The following is a 26,051-nucleotide window of genomic DNA, read 5'->3' as shown; positions in this document are numbered from 1 at the left end:
TTCCTGCGCGGGTCTCGATTACTTGATGAAGTAACGATCATTGCGAACGTCCACGGTGGCTCGGAGGCTTTGCCGAACGTCCGGGTCATCACGCAGTTGCCCGGTCATCAGGATGTCGATCCAACGCGTCTCCCGGCAAAGCTCACTGGTGTCGCAGGCGCTGCCTTCCTTTCCTGCCTTTAGATTGACTTCTTTGGTTTGGATCGTAAACTGCAAAGTTGTGATGCGAATATCGTTGCTGGTAATTCGCTCCCAACGGCCGCTGTTGCAGGTGAATGTCGTATCCGCTCCGTCCTTGCGGCCGAGGCGCATCCGAACGGCTTGGTCTTTGAGCTGAAAGCCGAACATCTCCACCGCCTCCTGGTCATACGGCGGCAAATCGAAGTGTGATCCCGTCACTAGGCAGGGCGCATCCTTATTTCGTTTACAAACGCCGATGGCTCCCGAGTCATCAAGGTCATAGCTGTAGACCAGGCAGCTCTCGCTTGGCTCTCCGGAGACCTTGTCCGTGCGCAGCCGATGGTCAACCCCATTGACGGTGCTCTGAAATGGATTCTCCTGGAGATTAGGAGCGGTCAGCGACGCATAGTGCCAATATCCGGCGCGACGCAGATCCTGTTGCATGATCTCGAGGACGGTGCGCAGCTCTTGGTTCAAACGGGCCTGTTCGACGTTTTGCGTGGTGGCGCGTGCGCCGAGGACATAGGTCGTGGAGATCCCGATGAGGACGAGTGCGCCGACGGTTGTGCCGACCAGTAGATCGGTTAGGGTCACGCCGGCCTGTCGGCGGAGCGCCATGTCGGCAAGGTTGATCGAGGGCGAGTGAAGGGTCAGTCGCATTCGCGGAATCCGGGTACGGACTGATTCGGCGAGCACAGCCGGACACGGCCGAGTACGCTCAGGATGATCCTGAGCTGATCACCGTTCGGGGTACTGAAGGTGACGTTACCGTTGCCGTTGAGCTCGGAGCCTGCCGCCCCCGAGCCCATGCGAATCGTGGTTCCGCGTCGTGGCTCGAATCCGGTTAAGCCTTGACTCAATGTCGTCGTCGCACTGATCCGGCCAAGATCGGCGCTGCCGACGCGTTTCATCAGGGGCACGGCATCCGCGGTCGGCGGCGACAGGGTGCAGGCGTCGCCGGCGTTCGGGTCGGTCAGTTGACAATCGCAATCGGTGCGTTCGGTGATGCCGTAACACCAAGGCGTGCCGTCATCGAATACCAGATGCAAATCCCGATTCCGCCGAATGGCCTCGCCGCGCAGCCATTGCAGATCCTCCGCGAGCGCCTGGGCTGCGCTCTTGAGCCGGTTGCGTTCGAGCATGTCCTGCATCGCGGGAACGCCTAAGGAGGCCAGGATGGCGAGCACCGACAGCGTGATCATGAGCTCGAGCAGGGTGAAGCCCGGCGAGGTCTTCGGGTGAGCGACTCGTCGCGCACGGGCGATACTCGCTCGTGCCTCCGGACTCGTTCCGCGGATGCGTGCATCGCCGCCCATTGCGGTGCGTCTCAGCGCCAGCACTCACGCGGCGCCTTCGCGCCTTCTTGGTCGATCGTCAAGACCGTGCAGGAGACCCCGCCCGCGCGATCGGCCACCTGGGCCTTTTGGGCCGTAGCGACGGCGGAATAACCGGCGGCATTGACCGTGTTTAGGCTCAGCTTGTACCAGCCGTCCGGGGTTTCTTCCGCAAGCGGCAGGCTGTAAGCAGGATCGTCGCAGACCATCCCGGAAGTATCGGGATCCAGTGTGTCGGCATAGCGGCTACAATTAGCCCGAAAGCGCTCCTGAGCCATCGCGATGCCGAGAAGGGCTGTTTTTCCGTCCGTGCGTCGTGCCTTGCGGATCTGGTCCTGATAGGCGGGGAAGGCCACGGTGGCGAGGATGGCGATCACCCCGATGACGATCAGGAGCTCGATGAGCGTAAAGCCGGTTCGGGGTTTTTCGAGTGCCCTTGCCATTCGCGCGTCCTTGCCGTCGAGCCGTGTGGTACGAGTGACCGCGCCGATGGGGTCGAGGCGTCGGTTGCCATGTCATCGCGTGTACGCTGGAGTATGAGTGCATTTCGTGTAATTTTCCAGTGTCGAGGAACACTCTTGACCAGACGTCTCGGCAAGCTCTCGGCTTCGCTCGCCACGATATCGACCTCTGTCAGGCAACCAACCGGGATAAAACTCATGACTGTGAACACCCTAGTCCGATCAGCCGTCGTCGGCGGGCTGGTCTTGCTGATCTGTGGTTGTCAAACCCTCGTGCGCGAATCCATGGAGACCGGCTGGGTGGAGGTCCCTGCAGGCAGCACACTGACGCTGAACCGGCCGGTGTCGGTCCCGCCCGGACGGGCGCGGGTCTTCCTGTCGGATCGGGGCGCGCGAGGTGCGGGCGGCGGGACGAGCTGTGTTCTCGAGTTCCGTCGGATCGATCACGAGGGCACTCAGAGCATCCCGGCCGGTGAGATCCCGATCACTCGTGTGCAGAACTATATCGCCTTGGTGTCCGGCCGCCTTCCGACCCCGGGTCCAACCGAAGGCGTTCGCTTCCAACTGGCCGGACACGGCGACAGCGGCGGGTCGCAGATGATTCGCCCGGGCTATCACTTTTGGCTCGACGACAGTCATGACCCGAATCTGATGCGCATGACCTGCCTTGGGCGGCTCGACGACCCGGCCTACACGAGGGCTCCGACGCTTGCCGAGATCCGCGCGGTGTTGGGTGACGTCGCGACCTTGACGGTAGCGCTTCCAATGGGGCCTTGAGCGTCGGCCGGGAATCCCGGGATGCGCGCGTTCGCCCCCTACATATGCTCTGATTCGTTCCCGGGAATGCCTTGTTCTGACTGGCAGGCAGGACACCAGTAAGTGGATCTTGCGTGTTGCCCGAGACGTTCCCGCAGCAGGTCCATCCCGCAGCGAAAGCAGGGCTTTCCGGCGCGGCCGTAGACCCAGAGGATGCCGCGACCGTCGTCGACGGGGCGCGTGATCCGGGGACCGCCGCCGAGGTTGTTCAGGAGAAGGCGTTCCGCCCTCCCGTAGAGGGCGGCGAAGGTCTCTTCCGAGATGTCGCCCAAGCGGGTCCTCGGTGCGCAGTGCTCCAGGAAAAGGACTTCGGATTTGTAGACGTTGCCGATGCCGCTGGCGATGCGCTGATCGAGCAGCAGATCGACGAGTTCGGTGTCGGGTTGCAAGAGATCGCGTGCACGCTGGAGCAGCGACTCGATGGCCGGTGCATCGCGACTCAGGTCCGGACCGAGGCGGTCGGTTCGATCGCGTCTCCGCAATCCGCAGGCATCGAGGATCTCGACCTCTTTTGCGTTGAAGCAGACGTAGTCTTGCCCTGCGGCGCTCAAGACGAGTGTCGCCCGATGCGTGGGCTTCTGCCACGTTTGTCCGATCGGGTAACGATGCCAGGATCCGTACATCCCGAGGTGAACCCGAAGCGAGGCCTCGCCTTCGAAGTCGATGAAGAGATGCTTGCCCTTGCTGGTGACCCGCAGCACGCGATCCCGCGCAAGAGCCGGGAGGGCGCGACCCTGTAGACGGGCGCCGTCGAGACGTTGGCCAACCAAAGCGCCGGACAGGAAGGTCGCGAGCTTGTGGATGGTGTCGCCTTCGGGCATGGGTTGAACCGAGATCCGACGGACAAAAAGACGCCCCGCGATGCGGGGCGAGCGAACTAAGGAGAACTCATCGTTGCGTTTCCTTCGAGTCCGAAGGCGTCGAAGGGTTCCCGAATCCGTCGCCCCGTCGGATCGGCACGTGCGGCCGGGTGTGACGCCGCGTTGCGGCGATCCGCGCTGATCGCTGCGGACAAAAAAACCCCGCCGGAGGCGGGGAACACGACAAGGAGTCAGAAAGCCTCCGAGGAGGCTCGCGGCTTTCGAGACGCACGCGGGCGAAAAGTTCGACAGAATCTGGTCGGAAATTCCACGGAGTTGGTGTTGGTGGTTTGATGAGCCGTCAGCTTCGGGTCGTTCGGCAGCGTCCGACTGCGCCGCCTCGGGTTGATGCCGCCCCCGGAGATCGACTTTACGGCCTCGTCCGACAAGGGCCGTCGCGTCTGCGCAGCTTCCTTGCCTTGCTTTTCGGCGCGTGCGACGCCATGATCTCTACGCGAGCGAAAACGCCGCGTTGTGTCCCCTCCGATTCGGAGTCCTATCCGACACACGTTCTTCCGCACCGCTCGCCCCCCACAGACCGACCCCGACCGAACGAGGCAACCTCGGTTGTCCGCTTGGACAGGGTCTTCGGAGATTCGAAGAGTATGCTGATCAAAATCGGCGGGGATACCCTCGCCTTGGACGGGGATATCCGCCGTCACATCGAGACGGAAGTGGCCAAGCTTGCGGCACGCTTCCCGGGAGAAGACCTGGATGCCCGGGCCACCATCCAAGAGGAGTTCGACCCGCTCCACGGACATCGCGTCCGCTGCGAGCTCTCAGCCAAGATCGCCCACGGACGACAAATCATCGTCCGGGACGCACGCAAGACGGCGAAGGAAGCCATCGACGAGGTCTTCGGACTCGCACGTCGCAATCTGCGCCGGGCGCGCCGCCAAATCAGTATCCCCCGTACGCTTCCGCATGGCGCCCTGAACACGGGAGCGCGCGCCGTCGGAGGTTGATTCACGAGTTCCGATTCAATCGCCGACGTCTTCCGGAGCAGGGGGACGTCTCGAAGCGGTTGACGTCATCGTCGAACCGCTTCGGAGCGCATCAGGTCGACCGCAAGCTCGCCAAACCGGCATCGACGCGGATCACTTGCCCCGTCGTCATCCGGGCGTCCTCCAGCAGCCACAGCGCGGCACCTGCGACATCTTCGGGCTCTCCGATCGTGCGCAGGGGGTGCCGTTCGGCCGCCGCGGTGCGCTTTGACTCGTTTCCGAGAAGACGTTCGGCGAGCGGTGTCGCCGTCAGGGTCGGCGCCACGGCGTTGACCCGGATGCGCGGGGCAAGCTCGGCCGCGAGCGATCGCGTCAGGCCTTCCACCGCGCCCTTCGCACTCGCAATCGAGGCGTGAAACGGCAACCCGGTCCCGACGGCGACCGTGCTGAACAGCACGATGCTGGCGGACTCCGCCGCTTTGAGCGCCTTCATCGCACCCTGCAGCGCCCGCACCGCACCGAGCAGATTGATCTCGAGGTCTTCCGTCCATTCCTTTTCGGCGAGCCGTTCGAAGGGGCGCAGCCGGATGGTGCCGGGGCAGTAGACGAGGCCATCGAGGGTCGCCGGCAGGGCATCGGCGGGGAAGTCGTTCGTTCGGACGTCCCAATGCAGACTGGTGACCGCCGGATGATCCGGGGCTGCTTCCGGGTGACGCGAGAGTTGAATCACGCGATGGCCGCGCGAGACGAGCTTCCCGAGCAGCGCGGCGCCGATGCCGGACGTGCCGCCGACGATCAGATAGGTTTTCGACATTTCGAGCCCTTATGAAACGGGTTGATGTGTACCGGGGCAGGTTCAGGCGGGGCGAAAGTTTTACAAGACCTGGACAGCGTGCCTTGCGATCCTAGACAAGATACGCATCTTTCGAAGGGCATCTCCACGGGACTGGTCTCGGTTCGGATCTCCCAGATCTTCTCGATTAAAATCGCTCCGGCTCCGACGGTTGTCGGAGCCGGCGCGACCAAGCCAATCCGTCACACGACGCATGCCGCACCCGGCGCGGTTTTGGCCGGATGACGGCCCGTCGTCCGCCACACCCAATCAACGCGAAAGGAGGCTCACATGAAGGTTGCCATCATCGGCGGTACCGGTTTTGTCGGCACCAACATCGCTCGGCACTTGATCGCCGCCGGTCATCGGCCACGGCTTCTGGTCCGGCCGGGCAGCGAGCAGAAGATCGCGCAGCCTGAGCATTGCGATATCGTCCCGGGTGACGTCGCCGATCCGGGGGCGCTCGATCGTTGCCTGGAGGGCTCGGATGCGGTGATCTATCTGATCGGCATCCTGCGCGAGTTCCCCGGCCGCGGGATCACCTTCGATGCGCTGCAGCGCGTCGGTGTCGAGGACACGATCGCGGCGGCGAAGCGGCAAGGCGTGGGCCGGTTCATCCTCATGAGTGCCAACGGGGTCCATGTCGAGGGCACGCCCTATCAGCGCAGCAAGGCACTTGCCGAGGCGGCGCTCAAGGCGTCCGGGCTGCGCTGGACCATCTTCCGCCCCTCGGTCATCTTCGGTGACCCGGACGGTCGGATGGAGTTCTGTTCCCAGCTCAAGAAGGACATCATCGACAGCCCGATGCCCGCGCCGCTCTTCTTCAGCGGCCTGTTCCCCAAGAATGCCGGTGGTTTCGAGCTGGCCCCGGTCCATATCGACGACGTCGCGGCGGCCTTCGTGCTGGCCGTGAACGAGTCGCGCACCGAGTCCCAGACCTACAGCTTGTGCGGCCCTCAGCGTATGAGCTGGAAGGCGATCCTCACCACCATTGCTGCGGCGTCCGGCAAGACCAAGCTGATGCTGCCCGCCCCGGCGATGGCCATCAAAGCAACCGCGAGCGTGCTCGACCGCTATCCCTGGTTTCCCATCTCGCGCGATCAGATCCGGATGTTGATGGAGGGGAACGTCTGCTTCGAGAACGACAGTTTCGCGCGGCTCGGCTTAACTCCGACACCCTTCGGCGTCGATCAATTGGGGTACTTGAACCGATGACGCGGCACGATCAGAGCTTGTTGAGATAGGACACGCCGCCGAGCTGGGCCATTTGACGCCGGATCCAGCCGGCGCGGCGCTGGACGGTCGCGGAGGGTGTTTCGAGTCGATAGATGTTGGGATTCGGCAACACGGCGGCGATCAGGGCGGCATCCGAGCTGCTCAGCGCCATCACCGGGCGATCGAAATAGCGCCAGCTCGCGGCCCCGACGCCGAAGGTGTTCGGGCTGAGCTGGGCGATGTTGAGATAGACCTCGAGGATCCGCTCCTTGGGCCAAAGCGACTCGATCAAGAGCGTGTACCAGACCTCGAGTCCTTTACGAATCGGGTCGCGGCCGGACCAGAGGAAGAGGTTCTTCGCCGTCTGCTGGCTGATGGTGCTCGCCCCGCGCAGCTTTTCCCCGGCACGATAGCGCTGCCAGGCCCGCTCGATCTCGATGGTGTCGAACCCGCGGTGACCGGGGAAACGCTGGTCTTCCGCGGCGATGACGGCGAGCTTGACGGCCGCCGGGATGGCATCCCAATCGACCCACTCATGATAGACGTAAGGCGGGTCGCCGGGCTCGGAATGGGCGGTGATCCAGCGTTGAATCATGAAGGCGGAGGTGGGTGGGTCGACCCAACGCAGAATGAAAACCAACACGACCGACAGCGCCATCATGACCGCCAGCGCGAGCGCGATCCGGCGCAACAGTATTTTCCGAGAGCGTTTTTTTCGAGCGGCCATGATGGTGGGTGACGTCAGCGGGCGATGCGAGCGGGTGAACGGGCCGCCTTCGAGCGGTCCTTCCAAGTTGTGTCGCCGAAGTATCCGGACCCCGATTCCGCGGGTCAAACCCGACCGATCAACTCCGACCGATCATCCGGGCCGAAGATTGCTCGGCCGAAGGTTTCCGGGCGCACCGCCCAGCGCCGCTTCGAGCATGTCGATGAAGATGCGTGTCTTCGCAGGCATCAGTCGGCGACCCGGGAACACCGCCCAGGCCGTCTGAGCCGGGAGCGCCCATGCGGGAAGCACGCGCCGCAGGCTGCCCTGCTCGACATCCCGCGCCGCGTAACAGTCCGGAACGGCGGCGATCCCGGCCCCTGCGCCTGCCAAGCGGATCAGGATGTCGGGCGAGTTCGCGGCGATGCGGCCCTCGGGCATACCTTCCCAGTGTGCCGTCCCGTCGGTCAGGGTCCAAGGCGTGGTTTCCCCGTCGCGCCCGACGAGGCAGAGCGCCCGGTGTCGGAGCAGATCGTCCGGGATCGCCGGTTCGCCGTGCTCGGCCAGATAACGCGGTGCCGCATAGAGTCCGATCGGGAAGAGCGCGAGACGGCGCGCCGCGAGCAGTGCATCGTCCGGCAGTGCGCCGGTGCGCACCGCAATGTCGAAGCCTTCGCCGAGTAGATCCACGCGTCGCGGGGAAAGATCCAGCTCCAGTGTCACCGCCGGATGGCGTGCGATGTAGCTCGCCAGCATCTCGCTCAACAGCAGGGTCGCGAAATCGCCCGGCATCGAGACGCGCAGCCGTCCGCTCGGCTGGGCCTGGCGGTGCTCGGCGAGCGCACGCACCGCGTCGACCTCGTCGGCGATTTGGCGCGCGTGGGCGAGCAGATGCTCTCCGAGCTCGGTCAAGGTCAGGCGCCGTGTGGTGCGGAGCATCAGGCGTTCGCCTAGCCGGTCTTCAAGCACGGAGATCCGGCGCGAGACGGTCGATTTGGGCAGACCGATCTGCTCGGCGGCACGGCTGAAGCTCCCCGCCTCGGCGACATGGGCGAAGATCAGGAGGTCGTTGGGTTCGAATTGTTCCATAGGTGGGGCAATGTTATCCGATTCGACGCCTACTCTCAGCGTATCGGCATCAATATATCAGGTAACAGTTGAAACCAGATGCCGAGAGCGAAACGATGAACATCCTGCAGATCAATGCCAGCGCGCGCCGCGAGGGCGCCAACTCCACCCGAATCGCCGAGGCCGTCGTCGAGCGCCTGCGCGCCGAGAAGCCGACGGCGCGCGTGCAGGTCCGCGATCTGGCCAGCCAACCTCATCCGATTCTGGACGAGAACGCCCTCGTCGCACTCTCGTCGCCGCCCGAGCAGCGCACGCCCGAGCAGGCCGCGCGCGTGGCGCTCGACGACGGCCTGATCGCAGAGGTGAAGGCGGCCGACGTGATAGTGCTCGGCGTGCCCATGTACAACTTCGGCGTACCGGTGCAGTTGAAGAACTGGATCGACGCCATCGCCCGTGTCGGCGTGACCTTCCGCTACACGGAACAGGGGCCGGTCGGTCTGCTCGCGGGTCGGCGCGTCTATGTGGCGCTCGCGCGCGGCGGTCGGTACCGCGATACCCCGGCCGACAGCCAAGTGCCCTATCTGAAGACGATGCTGGGATTCCTCGGCATGACCGATGTGCGGTTCATCTACGCCGAAGGTCTCAACATGGGACCCGAGTCCGCCGAGCGGGGTTTCGCCGAGGCCGAGGCCGATCTCGAAGCGGCATTCGCGTGAGCCGGCGTTGGTGGACTGCGCTGCGCTTGTTCACCCATTACCCTAAACCGCGTCCAGAGCGAGATGCTGATTTTCGAGTGAGTTCGACCTTTGGTGCATTCCCGGGCATTAGTGGGGGGTGCGGTTTAAAATGATTAATTTTTAATCTCTTAAACCGCGCCAGCTCCAGCGCTCGTCAAGTCTGCCGAGGCCGATCCCATCCAGAAACATCGCATACCGCACCGGGCGCGGTTTAATTCAGGAGAGATCCAGATGACGGAAACCATTTTTCAAACCGATTCCGTGCGGCAGTCCCGCAACGTCGAGCGACTCGTGGTGGGCCAGGCGACCACCGACGGTGCAGGCGTGAACCTGATTCGGGTGCTGGCCCAGCCGCTGCAGCAGCGACTTGACCCTTTCCTGATGCTCGATGCCTTCGGCAGCGATGATCCGGACGACTATATCGCCGGTTTTCCGGATCACCCGCACCGCGGCTTCGAGACCTTGACCTATATGATCGCCGGGCGCATGCTGCATCGCGACAGCGCGGGCCACGAGGGTCTGATCGAGACCGGCGGCGTTCAGTGGATGACGGCGGGCAGCGGTCTGGTGCACTCCGAGATCCCGCAACAGGCGGAAGGTCGCATGGAAGGCTTCCAGCTCTGGCTCAATCTGCCCGCGCGCGACAAGATGATCCGGCCCTGGTATCGCAACTTCACCGCAAGCGAGCTTCCGCGCTTCGAGACCGAGGCGGGCGTGGCGGTCACGGTGATCGCCGGTTTGACCCACGGCGTGACCGGCGCGGTGACGCGCGAGACAACGGCACCGCTGTTTCTGGATCTACATCTGCCGGCGGGCGCGCGATTCGAGCAAGCGCTTCCGATCGAGCAGAATGCCTTCATCTATGTGTATCGAGGGGAGGTCGCTGTTGCCGGGCAGTCGGTCCCGTCGCAGCGCATGGCGATCCTCGCCGACGCGGCGAACGCCGACGGCGTGGTCATCGAGGCTAGGGGCGAGCCGGCGGGCGAGCAAGCGGGCGAGGCACGGGTGCTGCTGATCGCGGGGCACCCGCTGCGCGAGCCGATCGCCCAGCATGGCCCCTTCGTCATGAACACCATGCAAGAGATTCAACAAGCGGTGCGTGACTATAGTGCCGGGCGTCTCGCCTGAGCGACGAGTGCGCGACACAATGGAGCCTACGAATGCAGAACTTTGTCTTCCACAATCCCACCCGCATCCTCTTCGGTGAAGGTCAGATCGCGGCGATCGGCCCGGAGATCCCGAGCGGGGCCCGGGTACTGATCACCTACGGCGGCGGCAGCGTCGTGAAGACCGGCACCCTGGCCGAGGTCAAGGCGACGCTCGGCGAGACCGACTATCTGGAATTCGGCGGCATCGAGCCGAACCCGACCTACGAGACGCTGATGCAGGCGGTCGAGCTCGCCCGCCGCGAGAAGGTCGATTTTCTGCTCGCCGTCGGCGGCGGCTCGGTGATCGACGGGACCAAGTTCATTGCCGCGGCGATCCCCTTCGAGGGCGAGCCTTGGGACATCCTCGCCAAGCAGGCGCCGATCACCGCCGCGGTGCCCTTCGGCAGCGTGCTGACATTGCCGGCGACCGGTTCGGAGATGAACGCGGGCTCGGTCATCACGCGGCGTGCCACGCACGACAAGCTAGCCTTTATCCATCCGTTGGTCTTCCCGCGCTTCTCGGTGCTGGACCCGACCAAGACCTACACGCTGCCGCCGCGTCAGGTCGCCAACGGCATCGTCGATGCCTTCGTGCATATTGCCGAGCAGTATCTGACCTATCCGGCCGATGCCAAGGTGCAGGACCGCTTCGCCGAAGGTCTGCTCCTGACCCTGATCGAGGAAGGCCCCAAGGCACTGTCCGAGCCCGAGAACTATGCAGTGCGCGCCAACCTCATGTGGACCGCGACCCTCGCGCTGAACGGACTCATCGGCGCCGGCGTGCCGCAGGACTGGGCGACCCACATGGTCGGCCACGAGATCACCGCGCTGCACGGGTTGGATCATGCCCAGACCCTGGCCGTCATCTTGCCGGCGATGTTGCAGGTCAGACGGTTCGACAAGCGAGCGAAGCTCCTGCAGTACGCCGAACGGGTCTGGGGTCTGCGTGACGGCGACGAGGACGCGCGCATCGACGCGGCGATCGAGCGGACCCGCGACTTCTTCGAGTCGCTCCAGGTCCCGACACGCCTCTCCGGCTATGGGATCGGCGCCGAGGCGATCGCGCCGCTGGTCGATCAACTCGAGCGTCACGGCATGACCGCGCTCGGCGAGCGGCAGGATGTCGATCTCGCACGCTCGCGCCAGGTGCTCGAGCTGGCGCTCTAACGCCCGGGATAGTCGACTTGCAGTCGACCTCTTCCGCCATCCTTCGGGCCAGCGGGTCGACGGTAACCCATTAGACCCCCTCCCCCTAACCCCCTCCCGCCAGGGGAGGGGGGGATACCTAAGCGCTTGGCTAAGCGTTTCCCTTCTTCCCTTGCGGGCGGGTGGGGCGCTGGACGCATGTGCAGGTCGGCGATCCCGGAGGCTGCGAGCTCGTCATTGTGACCGGTGCTCTGCTGCACATGCCCATCGCCCCCGTGTCTGCTATGATTCGCCCTCATTTCAGACACTCGCTCGCGCGCCCGGCCGATCGAATCGGCTTGCGTGTACGCCTGCCGCGCGCTCTTCACCCTATCCCCGGGCGACCTTCAGCTTCATGACAGACCTTAGTCATATCCGAAACTTCTCGATCATCGCCCACATCGATCACGGCAAGTCGACCATCGCCGACCGCTTCATCCAACACAGCGGCGCCTTGACCGATCGCGAGATGTCGAGCCAGGTGCTCGATTCGATGGATCTGGAGCGCGAGCGCGGGATTACGATCAAGGCGCAGAGCGTCACGCTCGACTTCAAGGCGCGCAACGGCGAGATCTATCAGCTGAACTTCATCGACACGCCCGGGCATGTCGACTTCTCCTACGAGGTCTCGCGCTCGCTGGCCGCCTGCGAAGGCGCGCTGCTGGTCGTGGACGCCGCCCAAGGTGTGGAGGCGCAGAGCGTCGCCAACTGCTATACCGCCATCGAGCAGGGGCTCGAGGTCCTGCCGGTGCTCAACAAGATCGACCTGCCTTCGGCCGAGCCCGAGCGCGTCATCAAGGAGATCGAAGAGATCATCGGTCTCGATGCCGAGGATGCGCTGCGGGTGAGCGCCAAGACCGGCGAGGGGATCCCGGAGCTTCTCGAGGCCCTGGTGCAGCGCATCCCGCCGCCGCAGGGAGACGTGAACGCACCCCTGCAGGCACTGATCATCGATTCCTGGTTCGACCCCTATGTGGGCGTGGTTTCGTTGGTGCGCGTGATGAACGGGGAGATGCGCCGTCGCGACAAGATCCTGATCATGTCGACCGGACGCACGCAGCAGGTCGACTCGGTCGGCGTCTTCACCCCGAAGAAGACCGAGCGCGATCGTCTGGGCGCGGGCGAGGTCGGGTACATGATCGCGGGCATCAAGGAGATCGACGGTGCGCCGGTCGGCGACACCATCACCCGTCCCGACTCCCCCGCCCCCAAGCTGCCGGGCTTCAAGGAGGTGCGCCCGCGGGTCTTCGCGGGGCTCTACACGGTGATTTCCGACGACTACGAGGATCTGCGCGAGGCGCTGGGTAAGCTGCGGCTCAACGATGCGGCGCTGAACTACGAGCCCGAGGTGTCCCAAGCGCTCGGCTTCGGCTTTCGCTGCGGTTTCCTCGGCATGCTGCACATGGAGATCATCCAGGAGCGACTCGAGCGCGAGTATGACCTGGACCTGATCACGACCGCGCCGACCGTGGTCTACGAGGTGCTGCGCTCGGACGGGGAGCTCATCAAGATCGACAATCCGGCCAACCTGCCCGACCCCGGTCAGATCCGCGAGGTTCGCGAGCCCATCATCGAGGCACACATCCTGGTGCCGCAGGATTATCTGGGCTCTGTGATCAATCTTTGTATCGAGAAGCGCGGGGTTCAAAAGCAGCTCCAATACCTCGGCGGTCAGGTGCAGGTGAGTTACGAGCTGCCGTTGAGCGAGGTGGTGCTGGATTTCTTCGATCGGCTGAAATCGGTCAGTCGCGGCTACGCCTCGTTCGAATACGAGTTCAAACGCTTCCAGGCCGCCGATCTGGTGAAGCTCGACGTCTTGATCAACGGCGACAAGGTGGACTCGCTCTCCTCGATCGTGCACCGCGCACTCTCGCAGAACCGCGGTCACGACATCACCGTGCGCATGAAGGATCTGATCCCGCGCCAGATGTTCGAGGTGGCGATCCAGGCCGCGATCGGGACCAAGGTCATTGCACGCACCACGGTCAAGCCGCTGCGCAAGAACGTCACGGCCAAGTGTTACGGCGGCGATGTGAGCCGCAAGCGCAAGCTGTTGGAAAAGCAAAAGGCCGGCAAGAAGCGCATGAAGCAGGTCGGCCGTGTGGAGATCCCGCAGGAGGCGTTTCTTGCGGTGCTCCAGGTCGGCAAAGAGAATTGAAGATTGAACCGCGTCAGGAGCGATCTGCTTGGTTTTGCGTTTGATCAGCCTTTTCGGGGCCAATGAACGTTTGAGTCGACGCGGTTCAAGTGATGAGGGGATTTCCGGGAAAGGAGCTATCGGCCTGTAGGTGCGAATTGATTCGCACGCACAGCCCTTCAGGTCTTCCGGGCATGCGCAGCCGGATGCTTATTTCCGAAAATCACCTTAAGATTTTTTGATGCGTTATTGGATGGTCGATCGGTATTCTCAACGCCGAGAGCTGAGAAACGATCGCATCATCGCAGCGCTATCCATGGATCACCGAGAGGCCTCATAAACCTACCCATGAATTTCGATTTCCCTGCCTTTTTGGTGTTGGCGTCCGCCGTGACCGGCGGGATCTGGCTGGTCGATGCGGTGATGTTCGCGCCGCGTCGGCGTCGGTTGGCTGCGGCTGCTGTCGGCAGCGGCACGCTCACCGACCGGACGAAACCGGCGTACAAGGAGCCGGTTCTGGTCGAGTATGCGCGCTCCTTCTTTCCGGTCATCTTCGCCGTTTTGGTGCTGCGCTCCTTTTTGGTCGAGCCCTTTCGCATCCCGTCGAACTCCATGATGCCGACGCTGTTGACCGGCGATTTCATCTTGGTCAACAAGTTCGCCTACGGGCTGCGCTGGCCGGTGCTCAACTCCGAATTCCTCGCGATCGGCGACCCTCAGGTCGGCGATGTGGTGGTCTTTAAGTTCCCGCAGGACACCTCGGTCGATTACATCAAGCGTGTGATCGGCGTTCCGGGCGACGAGATCGCTTACCAAAACAAAACCCTCTACCGCAACGGCGAGCCGGTCGCTCAGTTGCCGATCGGGCGCTATACGGGTGTCGGTTCGGGGGCCGAGATGACCGGTGCGCGCGAAGCGCTCGAGCAGCTCGGCGAGGTCGAGCATCGCATCCTGACCCGACAGAACGCCCCCGACTTGCCTCCGGGTTGTCGTGTGTTGGCCTATGGTCCGATCAAGGTCCCGGAAGGGCAGTATTTCGTCATGGGCGACAACCGCGACAATAGCAACGACAGTCGCTGTTGGGGTTTCGTGCCCGAGGACAACCTGGTCGGCAAGGCATTCGGTATCTGGATGCATTGGGACGGGCGTCGCGACGGTTCCCCGATCGCCTGGGGTCGTCTGGGCGACGGGATTAATTGATCGGTTCACGCGGGGCCGGATCACGGGGTCCGGTTCGCGCGGAGGTGCTTGTGAGATCGCGATTGCACGGCCTTCGCCTATCAGGTCGAGGTGAAGGGCCAATGACGGACGATTGCGCGAAGGTCGATCCGTGAACGCCGACCCGCTCAGGCTCGCCCGGCTCATCGGACACAAGTTCGCGCGCGAGGAGCTCCTCCTTCATGCGTTGACCCATCGCAGTGCAGGATCCGCCAACAACGAGCGCTTGGAGTTTCTCGGCGATGCCTTGATCGGCTTCGTGATCGCCGAGGCACTCTGGCAGCGCTTCCCCGAGGCGGACGAAGGGACCTTGAGCCGCATGCGTGCGTCCTTGGTCAAGCGCGAGACCCTGGCCGCGTTGGCCCGCGGGCTGGATCTCGGCGACTACCTGCATCTGGGCGCCGGGGAGCTGCGCACCGGCGGCTATGCCCGCGACTCCATCCTCGCGGATGCCTTCGAGGCCCTTTGGGGGGCCGTTTACCTGGACGCTGGATTCACCTCCGCACGCGAGCTCGTTCTGCGACTGTTTGCCACGCGCTTGGCGCAGACGAGCGCGACCCATGCCGGGAAGGACCCCAAGACCCAACTGCAGGAATGGCTCCAGGCTCAGCGCCGTCCGCTCCCCGAATATACGGTCGTGGCCACCGGCGGCGATCAACATGCACAAACCTTTGTCGTCAGTTGCGCGCTCCCCGACGCGGATCTCAGTACCCGCGCCGAGGGCAGCACCCGACGCGGTGCGGAACAAGCGGCGGCACACGCCATGCTGGAGCAGCTCAAGAATGTCTGAAATCATCGCCGCTCGTTGCGGGACCGTGGCCATCATCGGGCGGCCGAACGTCGGCAAGTCGACCCTGCTTAACCGGCTGATGGGGCAGAAGCTCGCCATCACCTCGCACAAGGCGCAGACCACGCGCCACTCCATCCTGGGCATCAAGACACGCCCCGAGGGCCAGATCCTCTTCGTCGATACCCCCGGCATCCATCAGCGCGGGGCGAACGCACTCAACCGCTATCTGAATCGCGCGGCTCGCACGGCGATCAGCGACACCGACTTGGCGCTCCTCGTGGTCGAGGCGCTGCGCTGGACAGACGAGGACGCAGCTGCCCTCGAAGCCATTGCGACCGCCGGCGTGCCCGTCATCGCGGCCGTCAACAAGGTCGATCGAGTCGCGAGCAAAGAGGACCTGCTGCCCTATCTGCAGGATCTCGGTCAGCGTCATGCCTTCGTGGACCTGATCCCGGTCTCCGCGGCGAACGGGGACCAGGTTGAGGTGCTTGAGCTTGCCCTGCTGCGCGGCCTGCCCGAGGGCGAGCCGGTCTTTCCCGAGGATCAAATCACCGATCGCTCAGAGCGCTTCTTTGCCGCCGAGCTGGTGCGCGAGCAACTGGTGCAGCGTTACGGCGAGGAGCTGCCGTATCGCACGACGGTGGAGATCGAGCGCTTCGAGGAGGCCGGCGGGCGTTATAAGATCAATGCCCTGATCTGGGTCGAGCGCCAGAGCCAGAAGGCCATCATCATCGGTCGCCAGGGCGAGGCGCTGAAGGCCGCCGCCACGCAAGCGCGCCTGGAGATGCAGAAGGTGTTTGGCTGCCCGGTGCATCTGGAGGTGTGGGTGAAGGTGAAGAAGAGCTGGTCGAGCGACGAGGCCGCCTTGGGGCGTCTCGGCTACGGAGACGGACCCTTGGACGGGCGCGGGGGCAGTTGAGTCCGCGGCGTGAACGCTCGCGGGTCTTTGTTTCAGGCCTTCGTGCTGCATCGGCGCGAATACGGCAACACCAGTCTCCTGCTCGAGGTCTTCGCTGCCGGGCGAGGGCGATTCCCCGCCATCGCCAAGGGTGCCCGCCGAGCGCGCCACCCGACCAGTGCCTTGCTCCAGCCGTTTCAACCCCTGTGGTTGGATGCCCTCGGCCGCGGCGAGGTCTTGACCCTGACGCGGGTGGAGGCTGCCGGGCCGGCGATCGGTCTGCTCGGGCGCCCGCTGCTGTGCGGCTTTTATCTCAACGAGCTGTTGGTGCGCCTGCTCGGTCGCGATGATCCGCACGATCCGTTGTTCGCCTTTTATCATGCCGCGCTCACGGGCTTGGCGGGCGGCGACGACCTTGAAGGCCTGCTCCGGCAGTTCGAGATTCGGCTGCTCGACGAGCTGGGCTATGCGATCGCTTTAGATGTCGAGGCCGACTGCGATCGTCAGGTGGTGCCCGACGGGGTCTATGTGCTGGTCCCCGGACAGGGCATGCGGCAGGCTCAGGCGGATGACCGCACCGAGCGCATATCCGGTGCGACCTTGCTCGCCTTGGCGCAGGGCGATCGCTTGGCCCCGCATCAGCTGCGCGAGGCGCGGGCACTTCTGCGACGCCTTCTGGAGCCCCATCTGGGCGGGCGTCCGTTGAAAAGCCGTGAGCTCTTTCGGCGCTTTGCCGTCGCGTCCGCCCCGAATCCGGGGCCCGGATCGGGACCGGGGCCCGGCACATCTCGCGATTCGACGCCTATCGGAATCACGCATCGGAGTCTTGAATCTTGACCAGTCAAACCGCTGCCGGGGTCTTGCTCGGCGTCAACATCGATCATGTCGCGACCATTCGCCGTGCCCGCGGGACACGTTATCCGGAGCCGATTCAGGCCGCCCTGGTGGCCGAGCAAGCGGGCTCCGACTCGATCACGCTCCATCTGCGCGAGGATCGTCGCCACATCCAGGAGCGCGATGTCGAGCTGCTGTGCGGCATCCTGCAAACGCGCATGAATCTCGAGATGGCGGCAACCGCCGAGATGGGCGACATCGCCTGTCGTCTGAAACCGGCCGATTGCTGCCTGGTGCCGGAGCGTCGCGAGGAGCTCACCACGGAAGGCGGCTTGGACGTGCGCGGGAATCGGCCGCACCTTCGTGATTTTTGCGCACGCCTGGCCGAGTCCGGTATCCGTGTCTCGCTGTTCATCGATGCCGATCCCGACCAGATCGAGGCCGCACACGCCGTCGGCGCGCCCGTGATCGAGATCCACACGGGGCATTATGCCGACGCCGAGACTGCCGCTGCGCGCGCCGACGAGCTGGCCCGCATTCGACGCGCGGTGAACCTCGGGATCTCGCTCGGCTTGCAGGTCAACGCCGGACACGGTCTCGATTACCACAACGTGAAGGCGATCGCGGCCATTGCGGGCGTGCGCGAGCTCAATATCGGACATGCCATCATCGCCCGCGCCATCTTCTCGGGTCTCGACCGAGCCGTTCGGGACATGAAGGGCGTGATCGATGCAGCGGTGGCTGCAGGGATCTGATGCGCGTCCCTCGGCGGTCTCGATCAAGGCATCGGGGGTCTTGATTAGAAAGAATCTTCCGCCAGGCTCACGGAATGACTCACCGGCCGGCGCAGACTCTTCCCGGATCCACAATCCGACGGAGCCGGCCATGGCCATGAATCGATGCCGGTGGTTTCCGGCTGCCCCGACGGGGCTCACCATGCGAGCCCGGGGCAACGCCCCGGGATAACGACCCCCATCCAGATTAAGCCCTGAAGGGGCAGCCCAACGCCTTGATGAGTCGTTCTTAGGCGCGCGTCTTTGGGGAAGGACCAGGCGGTGAAAAACGCCCCGGCAGCCCCGGCCGCATCTTTAGACCGCCCTTTCAGGGCTCAAGGGTTTTGGTTGATTGAAACCCGGGGCGCTGCCCCGGGCTGACATCGGTCGCGCCGTTGGCGCTCGATACAAAATGCCGCAACGCGGCTCGCCACGCTCGCGCTCGATGGTTTCGGTTGCTTGAGACTTGCGGCCCTCCGCTCGATCGGTGGATTCGGCGCGTAGCTGAATCGCCTTACTCATCAGGTCGGGGGTTAACCGAAACGCCTGTCCTCGCGCCGAGCTACGGTGCTCGCGATTTGCACGACTGGCCTTTCCGCCAGCAACCCCGCTAGACTGTGCGGCGGGACGAGGGGTCCCGTCGGTGATTCCGCTGCGCTATGCCTACCGAGACGCTTATCCTGGTCCTTGCCATCGATCGCGGCGCGGGTCCCGCTCCGCTGACGGAGCACCGCACGAAGGCGGCGGTGCCCTTCGGCGGCAAGTACCGAGTCATTGATTTCACCCTGGCCAACTGTCTGCATTCCGGATTGCGACAGGTCCTGGTGCTGACCCAGTACAAGAGTCACTCGCTGCACAAACACCTGCGCGACGGCTGGTCGATCTTCAATCCCGAGCTGCGCGAGTTCATCACCCCGGTCCCGCCGCAGATGCGCGAGAGTCAGGAGTGGTACGCCGGTCCCTTCGATGCCATCCGTCAGAATCGCTATCTGATCGAGCGCAGCCGCGCCAGCCAGATCCTGGTCTTGGACGGAGGTGCCGTCTACCGCATGGATTATGCCGAGCTGGTGCGCGCGCATACCGAGTCGAAGGCGCAGATCACCGTCGCGGTACGTGCGGTCAACGGGCGTGGCTCCGGCACACAGGCGCGTGTGGAGCTGACCGAGGACGAGCGCATCGCCGGTTTCAGTCGACCGGCTGCGGCGCCGGTCGAGAATACGATTGCCGCGCCGCCGCCCGATGAGACCGAGCGCTTGGAGACCATGGGTGTCTATGTCTTCGACCGTAGCTTTCTGCTCGAAGAGATGGCGCGTCTGGATCAGGCTCGCCGCGATGAAGGCGCGGTTGCCGATACGGATCTGGCCCTGGATATCGTCGCACCCGTCGTCGCGGATCACAGCGTCGTCGCCTATCGTTTCGGCCAGGACCGCGGGCGTGTGACCCCCGATCGCTATTGGTGCGACCTCTCCTCGATCGACGCCTATTACCAGGCGAACATGGCCCTTTTGCGGGCCGAGCCGCCACTGGATCTCTATCAGGCCGACTGGAACATCCACACCTACCAGGGTCAGTATCCGCCGGCCCGCACGGTCCCTGGTGCGACGAGCGGAAACGAGGGCATCTTCGTCAACTCCATGTTGGCCGCCGGCACCGTGATCAGCGGCGGCGGTGTGAATCATTCCGTCCTGTTTCCGAAGGTTCGGGTGCTGGACGGGGCCATCGTCGAGGTGTCCATCCTCTTCAGCGGCGTGACGGTCGGGCAGGGGGCGCACCTGCGCAACTGCATCGTCGAGAAGGACGTGGAGATCCCGCCGCGAATGCAGATCGGTCACGATCCGAAGGCCGACCGCGAGCGCTTCACCGTCTCCGAGAAGGGTGTCGTGGTGGTCACCAAGATTCCCTGAGTGGACGTCGATGCGCTGAGAGCTGTCTATGCGAGGCTGCTCGATGCCTTCGGCGAGCAGGACTGGTGGCCCGCGCAGACCGCCTTCGAGGTGATGATCGGGGCGATCCTGACGCAAAATACCGCCTGGACGAACGTCGAGCGCGCGCTGGAGCGTTTGCAGTCGCGCATTGTGCTCGACGCCGAGTCGATCCTCGCCCTGGATCCGCTCGAGCTCGCCGATGCGCTGCGGCCTTCCGGGTATTTCAACGTCAAGTCACAGCGGGTCCGGGGTTTTTGCGAGGCGTATCTGAAGGCCGGCGGCCATCGGGGGCTGGATGCGCTGACGACACCCGAGCTGCGGGCTCGGCTCCTGTCGATCAAAGGGATCGGCCCCGAGACCGCGGACGATATCCTCCTCTACGCCTTCGACCGCCCCGTCTTCGTTGTCGATGCCTATACGCGCCGGATCTTCGAACGACTGGGTCTGCTCGCCGTCGGGGAGTCCTACGAGGGCATTCGTCGCGCCTTCGAGCAGGCACTCGGCCCTGACGTGTCGATGCTCAAGGAGTACCATGCGCTCATCGTGTCGCAGGGCAAAGAGGTCTGTCGGACGCGTCCCGCATGCGAGCGTTGCGCACTGCGCCGGACCTGCGCCGCGGCAGCGGCGAGTCCCTCGGATTCATCCATTTCATCGCGCACGGCGCAGCGGCGTCGGCGCGGGACAACAGCATCAGAAGAGACCCCATGATTGAGCTTCGGACCTACGTCTTCATCGATTCGCTTCAGCCGCAGCTCGCCGAGTATTTGGGCACCGTCTCGCAAGGCTTCCTGCCGGTGCCGGGCGATGCCTGTCTCTGGATCGAGGTCGCGCCCGGGATGGCGGTCCATCGTCTGACGGACATCGCGTTGAAGGCGACGCGGGTCCATTTGGGGCAGCAAGTGGTCGAGCGCGCCTTCGGGTCCATGGTTATCCACCACCGCGATCAGAGCGACGTCATGGACGCCGGTCGTGCGGTCCTGAACGCACTCGACACGACCGAGGGCGCCCGCAAGTCCTGTCGGATCGCCTGGAAGGAGACGATCCGCTCGATCACGCCCGACCACGCGGTCCTGATCAATCGACAGGATCGACGCGGATCCATGATCCTGCCCGGCCAGAGCATGTTCTTCCTGGAGACCGAGCCCGCCGGTTACGTCGTGTATGCCGCCAACGAGGCGGAGAAGGCGTCGAACGTGACGCTCATCGACGTGCGCGCGGTCGGCGCTTTCGGACGCCTGACCTTGGCCGGACGCGAGGCCGATATCGATGCCGCCGGGAAAGCGGCCGTCGCGGCCATTCATAACCTTTCGAGGGTTTGACGCCGCGCAGATCCTCTCTCGTCGCTCGGTGGGCGGCGTGGGTTTACGAACCCCTGCTTGCGACGCCGCCGCGGTTTCGGTCGCTACAAGAGAGCCCCCTATGGATCAGATCTTGAGTCTGGATGAGAGTGTCCTCGCCCGGTTTTGCAAGAAACACCGGATACGCCGTCTGTCCTTGTTCGGCTCGCAACTGAAGGGAACGGCACGGCCGGACAGCGACATCGATCTGCTGGTCGAATTCGAGCCCGACGCCCACCCGACCTTGCTCGACATGGCGCAGATCGAGATCGAGCTATCCCAAGCCATGGACGGGCGCAAGGTCGATCTGCGCACGCCGGAGGATCTGAGTCATTTCTTTCGCCACGAGGTGATCCGCACGGCCCAGGTTCAGTATGTCGCCCGATGATCGCTGGCGCGTCGGGCACATGATCGAGGCGGCGGAGCAGGCGCTGAGCTTCTCGCGGGGGCGGACCCGGACAGACCTCGATAGCGATACGATGCTGGTGATGGCCCTGACTCGCGCGGTCGAGATCGTCGGCGAGGCCGCCGCCCAGGTGATTCCGGCGGGACGACAGGAGCTTCCTGAAGTGCCTTGGGCGCAGATCGTCGGTATGCGCAATCGTCTGGTGCATGCCTACTTCGACATCAATCGAACGATTCTTTGGAACACAGTGCAGATCGCCTTGCCGCCGTTGCTCAGGCAACTGAAAGCCGGCGTCGGAGGATCCGGCTAAACGCCCGCCATCACCAACCACGAACCGGCCGAGACCGCCATCGAGATCGGTGCCTCCGGGAGAAGTGGAATCGCAACCCGCTCATCCTGCACGCCAATGTCGCCATCGACGACGCGCGCGTGCAGTCGGAGTTGCCCCGCTATCTCTCGGATTACTGAGTGCCGGTGCTCGAGGCGGAATTCGTCCCGGATGGTTAAGCTCGATTCCGGCGGTCGGTCGGGTTGAGCGTAGTTTGCGGTGGTGGGCCTCGATCATCCCTTCGTCAAAGTCTGCCACCGAATTGCGTAGTCAGGCCATCTTGGCCTGACAGAATCAGGGCTGGAAGCCCTGACTACGCAGAGATGGCCAGCCGCTGGACCGAACGACGATCAAGGCCGACGCGTGAACGGAGCCTTCCGCCGCCTCTCCCCCGGTGCCGCAGTGCGGAAAGATCGGCGGAAGGCAGGTGAGCGAATCTTAGAAATCCGTAACGAGTTAATGTTCGAAAGAACACCGCGTCGGCGAGACATCCGTGCTCGGTTAACGGCAAGGGAGCCTCGACCTCGCGTCAAATGCCAGCGAAAAGAAACCAACAGGCAGCGACAGCCGCGACGACCGCAACCAGATCAGCCGTCAGCGCTGCCGCAAGCGTGTGGCGAATCCGCCGGATCCGCACGGCGCCGAAATAGACCGCGAGCACGTAGAAGGTGGTTTCGGTCGAGCCCTGTAGGGTCGAGACCAGATAGCCGACATAGCTGTCCGGCCCGATGGCTGGGTCGTTGATGATGGAGGCCATGACGCCATAGGCGCCGGAGCCCGAGAGCGGGCGGATCAGGGCCATCGGCAGGGCCTCGGCGGGTAGTCCGACCTGGGAGGTAAAGCCGCCCAGCAGGTTGACCAGCACGTCCATCGCACCGCTCGCGCGGAACATGGCGACCGCGACCAGGATGGCGACCAGATAGGGAATGATCCGAAGCGCGACCTGAAAGCCCTCTTGGGCACCTTCGACGAAGACCTCTTAGACGCGCACTCCGCGCATCACCCCGAACAGCAGAAATCCCAGCATCAGCGAGGGCACGATCCAGGGCGAGACGCGGTCGCCCCAACGGATCGCCGCCGGGATGAGCGCGACCACGCCGCCGAGCGCCAGGATCGAGATCCAGAGGGGATAGGCGCCGGAGTCGGCGGGCAGATCGGTGCCGGCCGGGGTCGTCTCGTCCCGTGTACTTGACGTGATCGGTGCGCTCGGCTCGGCCGGTCCGAGCGGTGCAAAGCGCTGATAGAGGCGGGCCGCGACGACGGCGGCGATCGTGGCGCACAAGGTCGCGAAGAGCGTCGTCGGCAGGATTCCGGCTGGATCGCTCGATCCCGCGGAGGCACGCAAGGCGATCACGCCGGTCGGCAGCAGGGTGACGCTCGAGGTGTTGATGGCGAGAAAGAGCGCCATCGAGTTGGTTGCCGTGCCGGGTCGCGTATTGAGCTTGTCGAGCTCCTGCATTGCGCGGATGCCGAAGGGCGTGGCGGCGTTGCCCAGCCCGAGCGCGTTCGCGGACATGTTCAGGATCATAGCCCCCATCGCCGGATGGTCGGGCGGAACCTCCGGAAAGAGGCGCGTCATCAGCGGGCGGATCAGGCGCGCGATGACCACGAGCATGCCGCCGGCCTCAGCGACCTTCATCAGCCCGAGAAACAGCGTCATCACCCCGACCAGGCCGATGGCCAACTCCACCGCACCGCTCGCCGCCGCCAGCATCTCGCTCGACAGCACGGCCATCGGCGTCTGTGCGCCTTCGACGACGGGTAGCGTCAGCTCACGCCAAGCCGTCGCGAGGAAGCCGATCAGGACGATGCCGAAGAAGATCCCGTTCATGTAAAACGCGTCATGCGGGGTATGCGTGGCTGTTAGTTTGGGGTTGATGTCGCAGCATCCTGATGCCTCTGGCGGTGACGCGGTTTAGAACCGGCAAACTCAAGTCGAAAGGGCTTGGTCACGTTCGGGCTCACGAGTATGACCGAACCTGCGATCTGAATCCCGCGGCGTTATACTGCGCCGGTTGCTGCCCCGGCCGCTACATCCCGCGCGCTGCCCAGCACAATCAAGGACCTCGCTACCCATGGAATCCGCCGACCCCATCGCTGGCCGCCTGCAAACGCTTTACGCCCTGCTCGACGAGGCCGCCGATATTGATGGCCTAGAGCCGCTGGATCTGGCCGCCGAACGCACCCTGCTCGACCAGTTGCGTGCGGAGCAGGATCGCCCGCTGCGGGTGGCCGTGATCGGCGAGTTCAGCACAGGCAAGTCCACGTTCATCAACGCCATCCTGGGCCAGGATCTGCTGCCGGCCCGATTCCTGCCGACCACCCGGCAGGTGATGCGCCTTCGCCACAGCGATGGCCCGCCGCGAGTCGCCGTTGCCGAGGATGACTGGGCAGAGTCCATGGATACGGGCGCTGAACCCCCGGCATCACGTCCACTGACCCGAGATGCGGTGCGCGAGCTTGCCGACACGGGTCAGCCGCTTGATCTCGCGCTGCCGATCCCGGCGCCCTGGTCGGATTTCGTCATCGTCGACACGCCCGGCGTGAACGACGCCGCCTCGATGAGCGAGACGGTGATCTTCGACCTAATGGACGAGGTCGACGTGGTGGTGATGATGCTGCGCGCCCAGCAGGCGCTGACCGCCTCCGAGAGCGACTTTCTCGGCCATCTGGTGCGTCGCAAGGATCTCGATAAGTTCTTCTTCAACATCAATTTCTGCGACAGTCAGCCCCCGGAGCAGGTCGCTGCGCTGCGGGCGTACGTGACCCGCACCCTCGGGGAGCTGCGCAACTGGCCGATCAGATCCCTCCGCGAGCGGGTGTTCACCTGCAGCGCCCGACAGAGCCTGGACGCGGTCCTCGACGCGAGTGATGGGAGCGGGAGCGCGTACTCCAACGAGCACGCAGAGCTACTCAACGCGGTTCATGCCTGGGCCACCATGCGTCGGCAGACGCTGTTGGACGAGGCCGCGGACGGCCTGCTGCGCACGGTGGCGGAGTCGGCGGCGGGCAAGCTCGCTGCCGCCATGGACGCCGCAAGCGATGAGGACGCACAGCAAGGGCTGGCGATCATCGCCACCACAGCTGCCGTGACTGAGTTCCGGGTCGCCATCCGCGAGGACGAGCTCGTCCTGCAACAGCGCGTCAGCGAGCGGAAGGCGACGCTGCTGGCCGATGTGGCCGACGCCTTCACGGGCATCGAGACGGCGCTTCTGGATTGGGTCGCCACCGCAAACCTGGATGAGCTTGCCGGAGACGGACCGGCCAAGCGCCTGCGGGTGGCTGTGGAAGAGCGCCTGGCGCCCCTGCTCTGCGCCTTTCGCGATGATCTGGGGCAGACCTTTGCGGACCTCGATCAGCGTATCGCGCCGGTGGTGGCGCGCACCAGCGACCGGCTGCAGGGTCTTCGGCATGGCCTTGATCTCGGACCACTGCTCGCCGGCACCAGCCTGGCCACGGCCGGTTACCTGGTGGTCAGCGCCGCGTTGCCCTGGGTGCTCGGGGCGACCGGTGCGCTGGCCGTCACCGCCGGGCTGGCCAGCCTGATCCCCGGCGTCGGCGGTGCCGTCGGCGCACTCATCGGCGCCGGGCTCGGCGCGGCGGCCACCAGCTTGCCGCGGCTGCTCACAAGCATCGCGAGCGGCGCCGCGGGCGGCTACCAGTGGCTGCGTGACCTCACCCGCCACTGGCAGGTGCAACGTGAGCGGGCCGACTACGAGGCCCAGCTCAGGGCGCTGGTCGCGGACCTGCGTCGGCAGATCACGACCCGACTCGATCAGGCCATCGCCCCGGCCCGGCTGATCGAGGGCGCGCTGACGGCGCGCTTCCCCGAGGCCCTGCTCCTGGAGGAGCGCCGACTGCAGACGGCCCGGCTGGATCGCGACCGGCTGCGTGATGCCCGGCAAGGGCTCGCGGGCCT

25 protein-coding genes and 1 pseudogene are annotated in these 26,051 nt (G+C 64.6%); 18 read left to right on the top strand and 8 right to left on the bottom strand.

What is annotated here, in order from left to right:
• Positions 1–18: 18 nt before the first annotated feature.
• From VLR48_RS11840 to VLR48_RS11830, 3 genes are read right to left on the bottom strand one after another with little or no spacing between them, the layout of a single operon-like run.
• Positions 19–840: a hypothetical protein gene (locus tag VLR48_RS11840; RefSeq protein ID WP_325291982.1), complete on the bottom strand. Its 822-nt coding sequence runs from the start codon at positions 838–840 to the stop codon at positions 19–21.
• On the bottom strand, positions 831–1,520 hold the full coding sequence (locus VLR48_RS11835) for a GspH/FimT family pseudopilin (protein WP_325291981.1): 690 nt from the start codon (positions 1,518–1,520) through the stop codon (positions 831–833). Before VLR48_RS11835 ends, VLR48_RS11840 begins: the two co-directional genes overlap by 10 nt.
• Positions 1,508–1,957 carry a type IV pilin protein gene (locus VLR48_RS11830; protein ID WP_325291980.1) on the bottom strand — a complete coding sequence of 150 codons (450 nt, stop codon included), beginning with the start codon at positions 1,955–1,957 and terminating at the stop codon, positions 1,508–1,510. The genes VLR48_RS11835 and VLR48_RS11830 overlap by 13 nt, the downstream gene beginning before the upstream one ends.
• Before the next feature lie 216 nt (positions 1,958–2,173).
• Here VLR48_RS11830 and VLR48_RS11825 point away from each other — a divergent pair, with 216 nt between their 5' ends.
• Positions 2,174–2,752 carry a hypothetical protein gene (locus VLR48_RS11825; RefSeq protein ID WP_325291979.1) on the top strand — a complete coding sequence of 193 codons (579 nt, stop codon included), beginning with the start codon at positions 2,174–2,176 and terminating at the stop codon, positions 2,750–2,752.
• A gap of 38 nt (positions 2,753–2,790) precedes the next feature.
• Here VLR48_RS11825 and VLR48_RS11820 read toward each other — a convergent pair whose 3' ends face one another.
• Positions 2,791–3,612: a DNA-formamidopyrimidine glycosylase family protein gene (locus VLR48_RS11820; protein WP_325291978.1), complete on the bottom strand. Its 822-nt coding sequence runs from the start codon at positions 3,610–3,612 to the stop codon at positions 2,791–2,793.
• Positions 3,613–4,256: 644 nt separating this feature from the next.
• Here VLR48_RS11820 and VLR48_RS11815 point away from each other — a divergent pair.
• On the top strand, positions 4,257–4,616 hold the full coding sequence (locus tag VLR48_RS11815) for an HPF/RaiA family ribosome-associated protein (RefSeq protein ID WP_325291977.1): 360 nt from the start codon (positions 4,257–4,259) through the stop codon (positions 4,614–4,616).
• 91 nt (positions 4,617–4,707) lie between these two features.
• Here VLR48_RS11815 and VLR48_RS11810 read toward each other — a convergent pair whose 3' ends face one another.
• A complete protein-coding gene (locus VLR48_RS11810) occupies positions 4,708–5,409 on the bottom strand; it encodes an SDR family oxidoreductase (protein WP_325291976.1) in 702 nt (233 codons plus the stop codon).
• A gap of 309 nt (positions 5,410–5,718) precedes the next feature.
• Between VLR48_RS11810 and VLR48_RS11805 the strand changes: the two genes are divergently transcribed.
• A complete protein-coding gene (locus VLR48_RS11805; RefSeq protein WP_325291975.1) occupies positions 5,719–6,642 on the top strand; it encodes an NAD(P)H-binding protein in 924 nt (307 codons plus the stop codon).
• A 10-nt stretch (positions 6,643–6,652) separates the two neighbouring features.
• Here the strand turns inward: VLR48_RS11805 and mtgA are convergent, their stop codons facing one another.
• Together mtgA and VLR48_RS11795 are read right to left on the bottom strand one after the other, a co-directional pair.
• A complete protein-coding gene (gene mtgA / locus VLR48_RS11800) occupies positions 6,653–7,333 on the bottom strand; it encodes a monofunctional biosynthetic peptidoglycan transglycosylase (RefSeq protein WP_325291974.1) in 681 nt (226 codons plus the stop codon).
• Between the two features lie 168 nt (positions 7,334–7,501).
• Positions 7,502–8,437: a LysR family transcriptional regulator gene (locus VLR48_RS11795; protein ID WP_325291973.1), complete on the bottom strand. Its 936-nt coding sequence runs from the start codon at positions 8,435–8,437 to the stop codon at positions 7,502–7,504.
• A 95-nt stretch (positions 8,438–8,532) separates the two neighbouring features.
• Here VLR48_RS11795 and VLR48_RS11790 point away from each other — a divergent pair, with 95 nt between their 5' ends.
• From VLR48_RS11790 to VLR48_RS11725, 14 genes are all read left to right on the top strand, one after another.
• Complete coding sequence (locus VLR48_RS11790; protein ID WP_325291972.1) at positions 8,533–9,132, top strand: FMN-dependent NADH-azoreductase; 600 nt, start codon at positions 8,533–8,535, stop codon at positions 9,130–9,132.
• A 252-nt stretch (positions 9,133–9,384) separates the two neighbouring features.
• The gene (locus VLR48_RS11785; RefSeq protein WP_325291971.1) at positions 9,385–10,281 is read left to right on the top strand and encodes a pirin family protein; all 897 of its coding nucleotides are present in this window, start codon (positions 9,385–9,387) and stop codon (positions 10,279–10,281) included.
• Between the two features lie 32 nt (positions 10,282–10,313).
• Entirely contained in the window at positions 10,314–11,468 is a 1,155-nt protein-coding gene (yqhD, locus tag VLR48_RS11780) for an alcohol dehydrogenase (protein WP_325291970.1), read from the top strand.
• A gap of 373 nt (positions 11,469–11,841) precedes the next feature.
• Complete coding sequence (gene lepA, locus VLR48_RS11775) at positions 11,842–13,644, top strand: translation elongation factor 4 (protein WP_325291969.1); 1,803 nt, start codon at positions 11,842–11,844, stop codon at positions 13,642–13,644.
• A gap of 327 nt (positions 13,645–13,971) precedes the next feature.
• Positions 13,972–14,823 (top strand): signal peptidase I, encoded by an 852-nt coding sequence (gene lepB, locus VLR48_RS11770; protein ID WP_325291968.1) that lies wholly within the window; start codon positions 13,972–13,974, stop codon positions 14,821–14,823.
• Between the two features lie 130 nt (positions 14,824–14,953).
• Positions 14,954–15,631 carry a ribonuclease III gene (rnc, locus tag VLR48_RS11765; RefSeq protein WP_325291967.1) on the top strand — a complete coding sequence of 226 codons (678 nt, stop codon included), beginning with the start codon at positions 14,954–14,956 and terminating at the stop codon, positions 15,629–15,631.
• On the top strand, positions 15,624–16,550 hold the full coding sequence (gene era, locus VLR48_RS11760) for a GTPase Era (protein WP_325291966.1): 927 nt from the start codon (positions 15,624–15,626) through the stop codon (positions 16,548–16,550). Before rnc ends, era begins: the two co-directional genes overlap by 8 nt.
• A 9-nt stretch (positions 16,551–16,559) precedes the next feature.
• Positions 16,560–17,366 (top strand): DNA repair protein RecO, encoded by an 807-nt coding sequence (gene recO, locus VLR48_RS11755; protein WP_325291965.1) that lies wholly within the window; start codon positions 16,560–16,562, stop codon positions 17,364–17,366.
• On the top strand, positions 17,363–18,118 hold the full coding sequence (gene pdxJ, locus VLR48_RS11750; protein WP_325291964.1) for a pyridoxine 5'-phosphate synthase: 756 nt from the start codon (positions 17,363–17,365) through the stop codon (positions 18,116–18,118). Before recO ends, pdxJ begins: the two co-directional genes overlap by 4 nt.
• A gap of 677 nt (positions 18,119–18,795) precedes the next feature.
• Positions 18,796–20,040 (top strand): sugar phosphate nucleotidyltransferase, encoded by a 1,245-nt coding sequence (locus VLR48_RS11745; RefSeq protein ID WP_325291963.1) that lies wholly within the window; start codon positions 18,796–18,798, stop codon positions 20,038–20,040.
• Positions 20,041–20,769 (top strand): endonuclease III domain-containing protein, encoded by a 729-nt coding sequence (locus VLR48_RS11740; protein WP_414718605.1) that lies wholly within the window; start codon positions 20,041–20,043, stop codon positions 20,767–20,769. It begins immediately after the preceding gene.
• Positions 20,766–21,380, top strand: a complete 615-nt coding sequence (locus VLR48_RS11735; RefSeq protein WP_093029282.1) for a BMC domain-containing protein — start codon at positions 20,766–20,768, stop codon at positions 21,378–21,380. The genes VLR48_RS11740 and VLR48_RS11735 overlap by 4 nt, the downstream gene beginning before the upstream one ends.
• Before the next feature lie 100 nt (positions 21,381–21,480).
• Positions 21,481–21,786: a nucleotidyltransferase family protein gene (locus VLR48_RS11730; RefSeq protein WP_325291962.1), complete on the top strand. Its 306-nt coding sequence runs from the start codon at positions 21,481–21,483 to the stop codon at positions 21,784–21,786.
• A gap of 19 nt (positions 21,787–21,805) precedes the next feature.
• Positions 21,806–22,114 (top strand): DUF86 domain-containing protein, encoded by a 309-nt coding sequence (locus VLR48_RS11725; protein WP_325291961.1) that lies wholly within the window; start codon positions 21,806–21,808, stop codon positions 22,112–22,114.
• 547 nt (positions 22,115–22,661) lie between these two features.
• Here the strand turns inward: VLR48_RS11725 and VLR48_RS11720 are convergent.
• Positions 22,662–23,963 (bottom strand): annotated as a pseudogene (locus VLR48_RS11720) (nucleoside recognition domain-containing protein).
• A gap of 244 nt (positions 23,964–24,207) precedes the next feature.
• Here VLR48_RS11720 and VLR48_RS11715 point away from each other — a divergent pair.
• Positions 24,208–26,051, top strand: a 1,844-nt coding sequence (locus VLR48_RS11715) for a dynamin family protein (protein ID WP_325291960.1), incomplete at its 3' end; no start/stop codon positions are given.

This window comes from Thiocapsa sp., from assembly GCF_035467215.1.
Classification (GTDB): Bacteria; Pseudomonadota; Gammaproteobacteria; order Chromatiales; family Chromatiaceae; genus Thiocapsa.
Note: the sequence above shows the minus strand (reverse complement) of the source record. Positions and strands in the feature narration are given on the sequence as shown.

What these genes read in the sequence shown, in the direction of transcription:
- VLR48_RS11840 (WP_325291982.1), bottom strand. Translation starts at nt 840, where the DNA reads ATGCGACTGACCCTTCACTCGCCCTCGATCAACCTTGCCGACATGGCG.
- VLR48_RS11830 (WP_325291980.1), bottom strand. Translation starts at nt 1,957, where the DNA reads ATGGCAAGGGCACTCGAAAAACCCCGAACCGGCTTTACGCTCATCGAG.
- VLR48_RS11825 (WP_325291979.1), top strand. Translation starts at nt 2,174, where the DNA reads ATGACTGTGAACACCCTAGTCCGATCAGCCGTCGTCGGCGGGCTGGTC.
- VLR48_RS11820 (WP_325291978.1), bottom strand. Translation starts at nt 3,612, where the DNA reads ATGCCCGAAGGCGACACCATCCACAAGCTCGCGACCTTCCTGTCCGGC.
- VLR48_RS11815 (WP_325291977.1), top strand. Translation starts at nt 4,257, where the DNA reads ATGCTGATCAAAATCGGCGGGGATACCCTCGCCTTGGACGGGGATATC.
- VLR48_RS11810 (WP_325291976.1), bottom strand. Translation starts at nt 5,409, where the DNA reads ATGTCGAAAACCTATCTGATCGTCGGCGGCACGTCCGGCATCGGCGCC.
- VLR48_RS11805 (WP_325291975.1), top strand. Translation starts at nt 5,719, where the DNA reads ATGAAGGTTGCCATCATCGGCGGTACCGGTTTTGTCGGCACCAACATC.
- VLR48_RS11795 (WP_325291973.1), bottom strand. Translation starts at nt 8,437, where the DNA reads ATGGAACAATTCGAACCCAACGACCTCCTGATCTTCGCCCATGTCGCC.
- VLR48_RS11790 (WP_325291972.1), top strand. Translation starts at nt 8,533, where the DNA reads ATGAACATCCTGCAGATCAATGCCAGCGCGCGCCGCGAGGGCGCCAAC.
- VLR48_RS11785 (WP_325291971.1), top strand. Translation starts at nt 9,385, where the DNA reads ATGACGGAAACCATTTTTCAAACCGATTCCGTGCGGCAGTCCCGCAAC.
- yqhD (WP_325291970.1), top strand. Translation starts at nt 10,314, where the DNA reads ATGCAGAACTTTGTCTTCCACAATCCCACCCGCATCCTCTTCGGTGAA.
- lepA (WP_325291969.1), top strand. Translation starts at nt 11,842, where the DNA reads ATGACAGACCTTAGTCATATCCGAAACTTCTCGATCATCGCCCACATC.
- lepB (WP_325291968.1), top strand. Translation starts at nt 13,972, where the DNA reads ATGAATTTCGATTTCCCTGCCTTTTTGGTGTTGGCGTCCGCCGTGACC.
- era (WP_325291966.1), top strand. Translation starts at nt 15,624, where the DNA reads ATGTCTGAAATCATCGCCGCTCGTTGCGGGACCGTGGCCATCATCGGG.
- VLR48_RS11745 (WP_325291963.1), top strand. Translation starts at nt 18,796, where the DNA reads ATGCCTACCGAGACGCTTATCCTGGTCCTTGCCATCGATCGCGGCGCG.
- VLR48_RS11735 (WP_093029282.1), top strand. Translation starts at nt 20,766, where the DNA reads ATGATTGAGCTTCGGACCTACGTCTTCATCGATTCGCTTCAGCCGCAG.
- VLR48_RS11730 (WP_325291962.1), top strand. Translation starts at nt 21,481, where the DNA reads ATGGATCAGATCTTGAGTCTGGATGAGAGTGTCCTCGCCCGGTTTTGC.
- VLR48_RS11725 (WP_325291961.1), top strand. Translation starts at nt 21,806, where the DNA reads ATGATCGAGGCGGCGGAGCAGGCGCTGAGCTTCTCGCGGGGGCGGACC.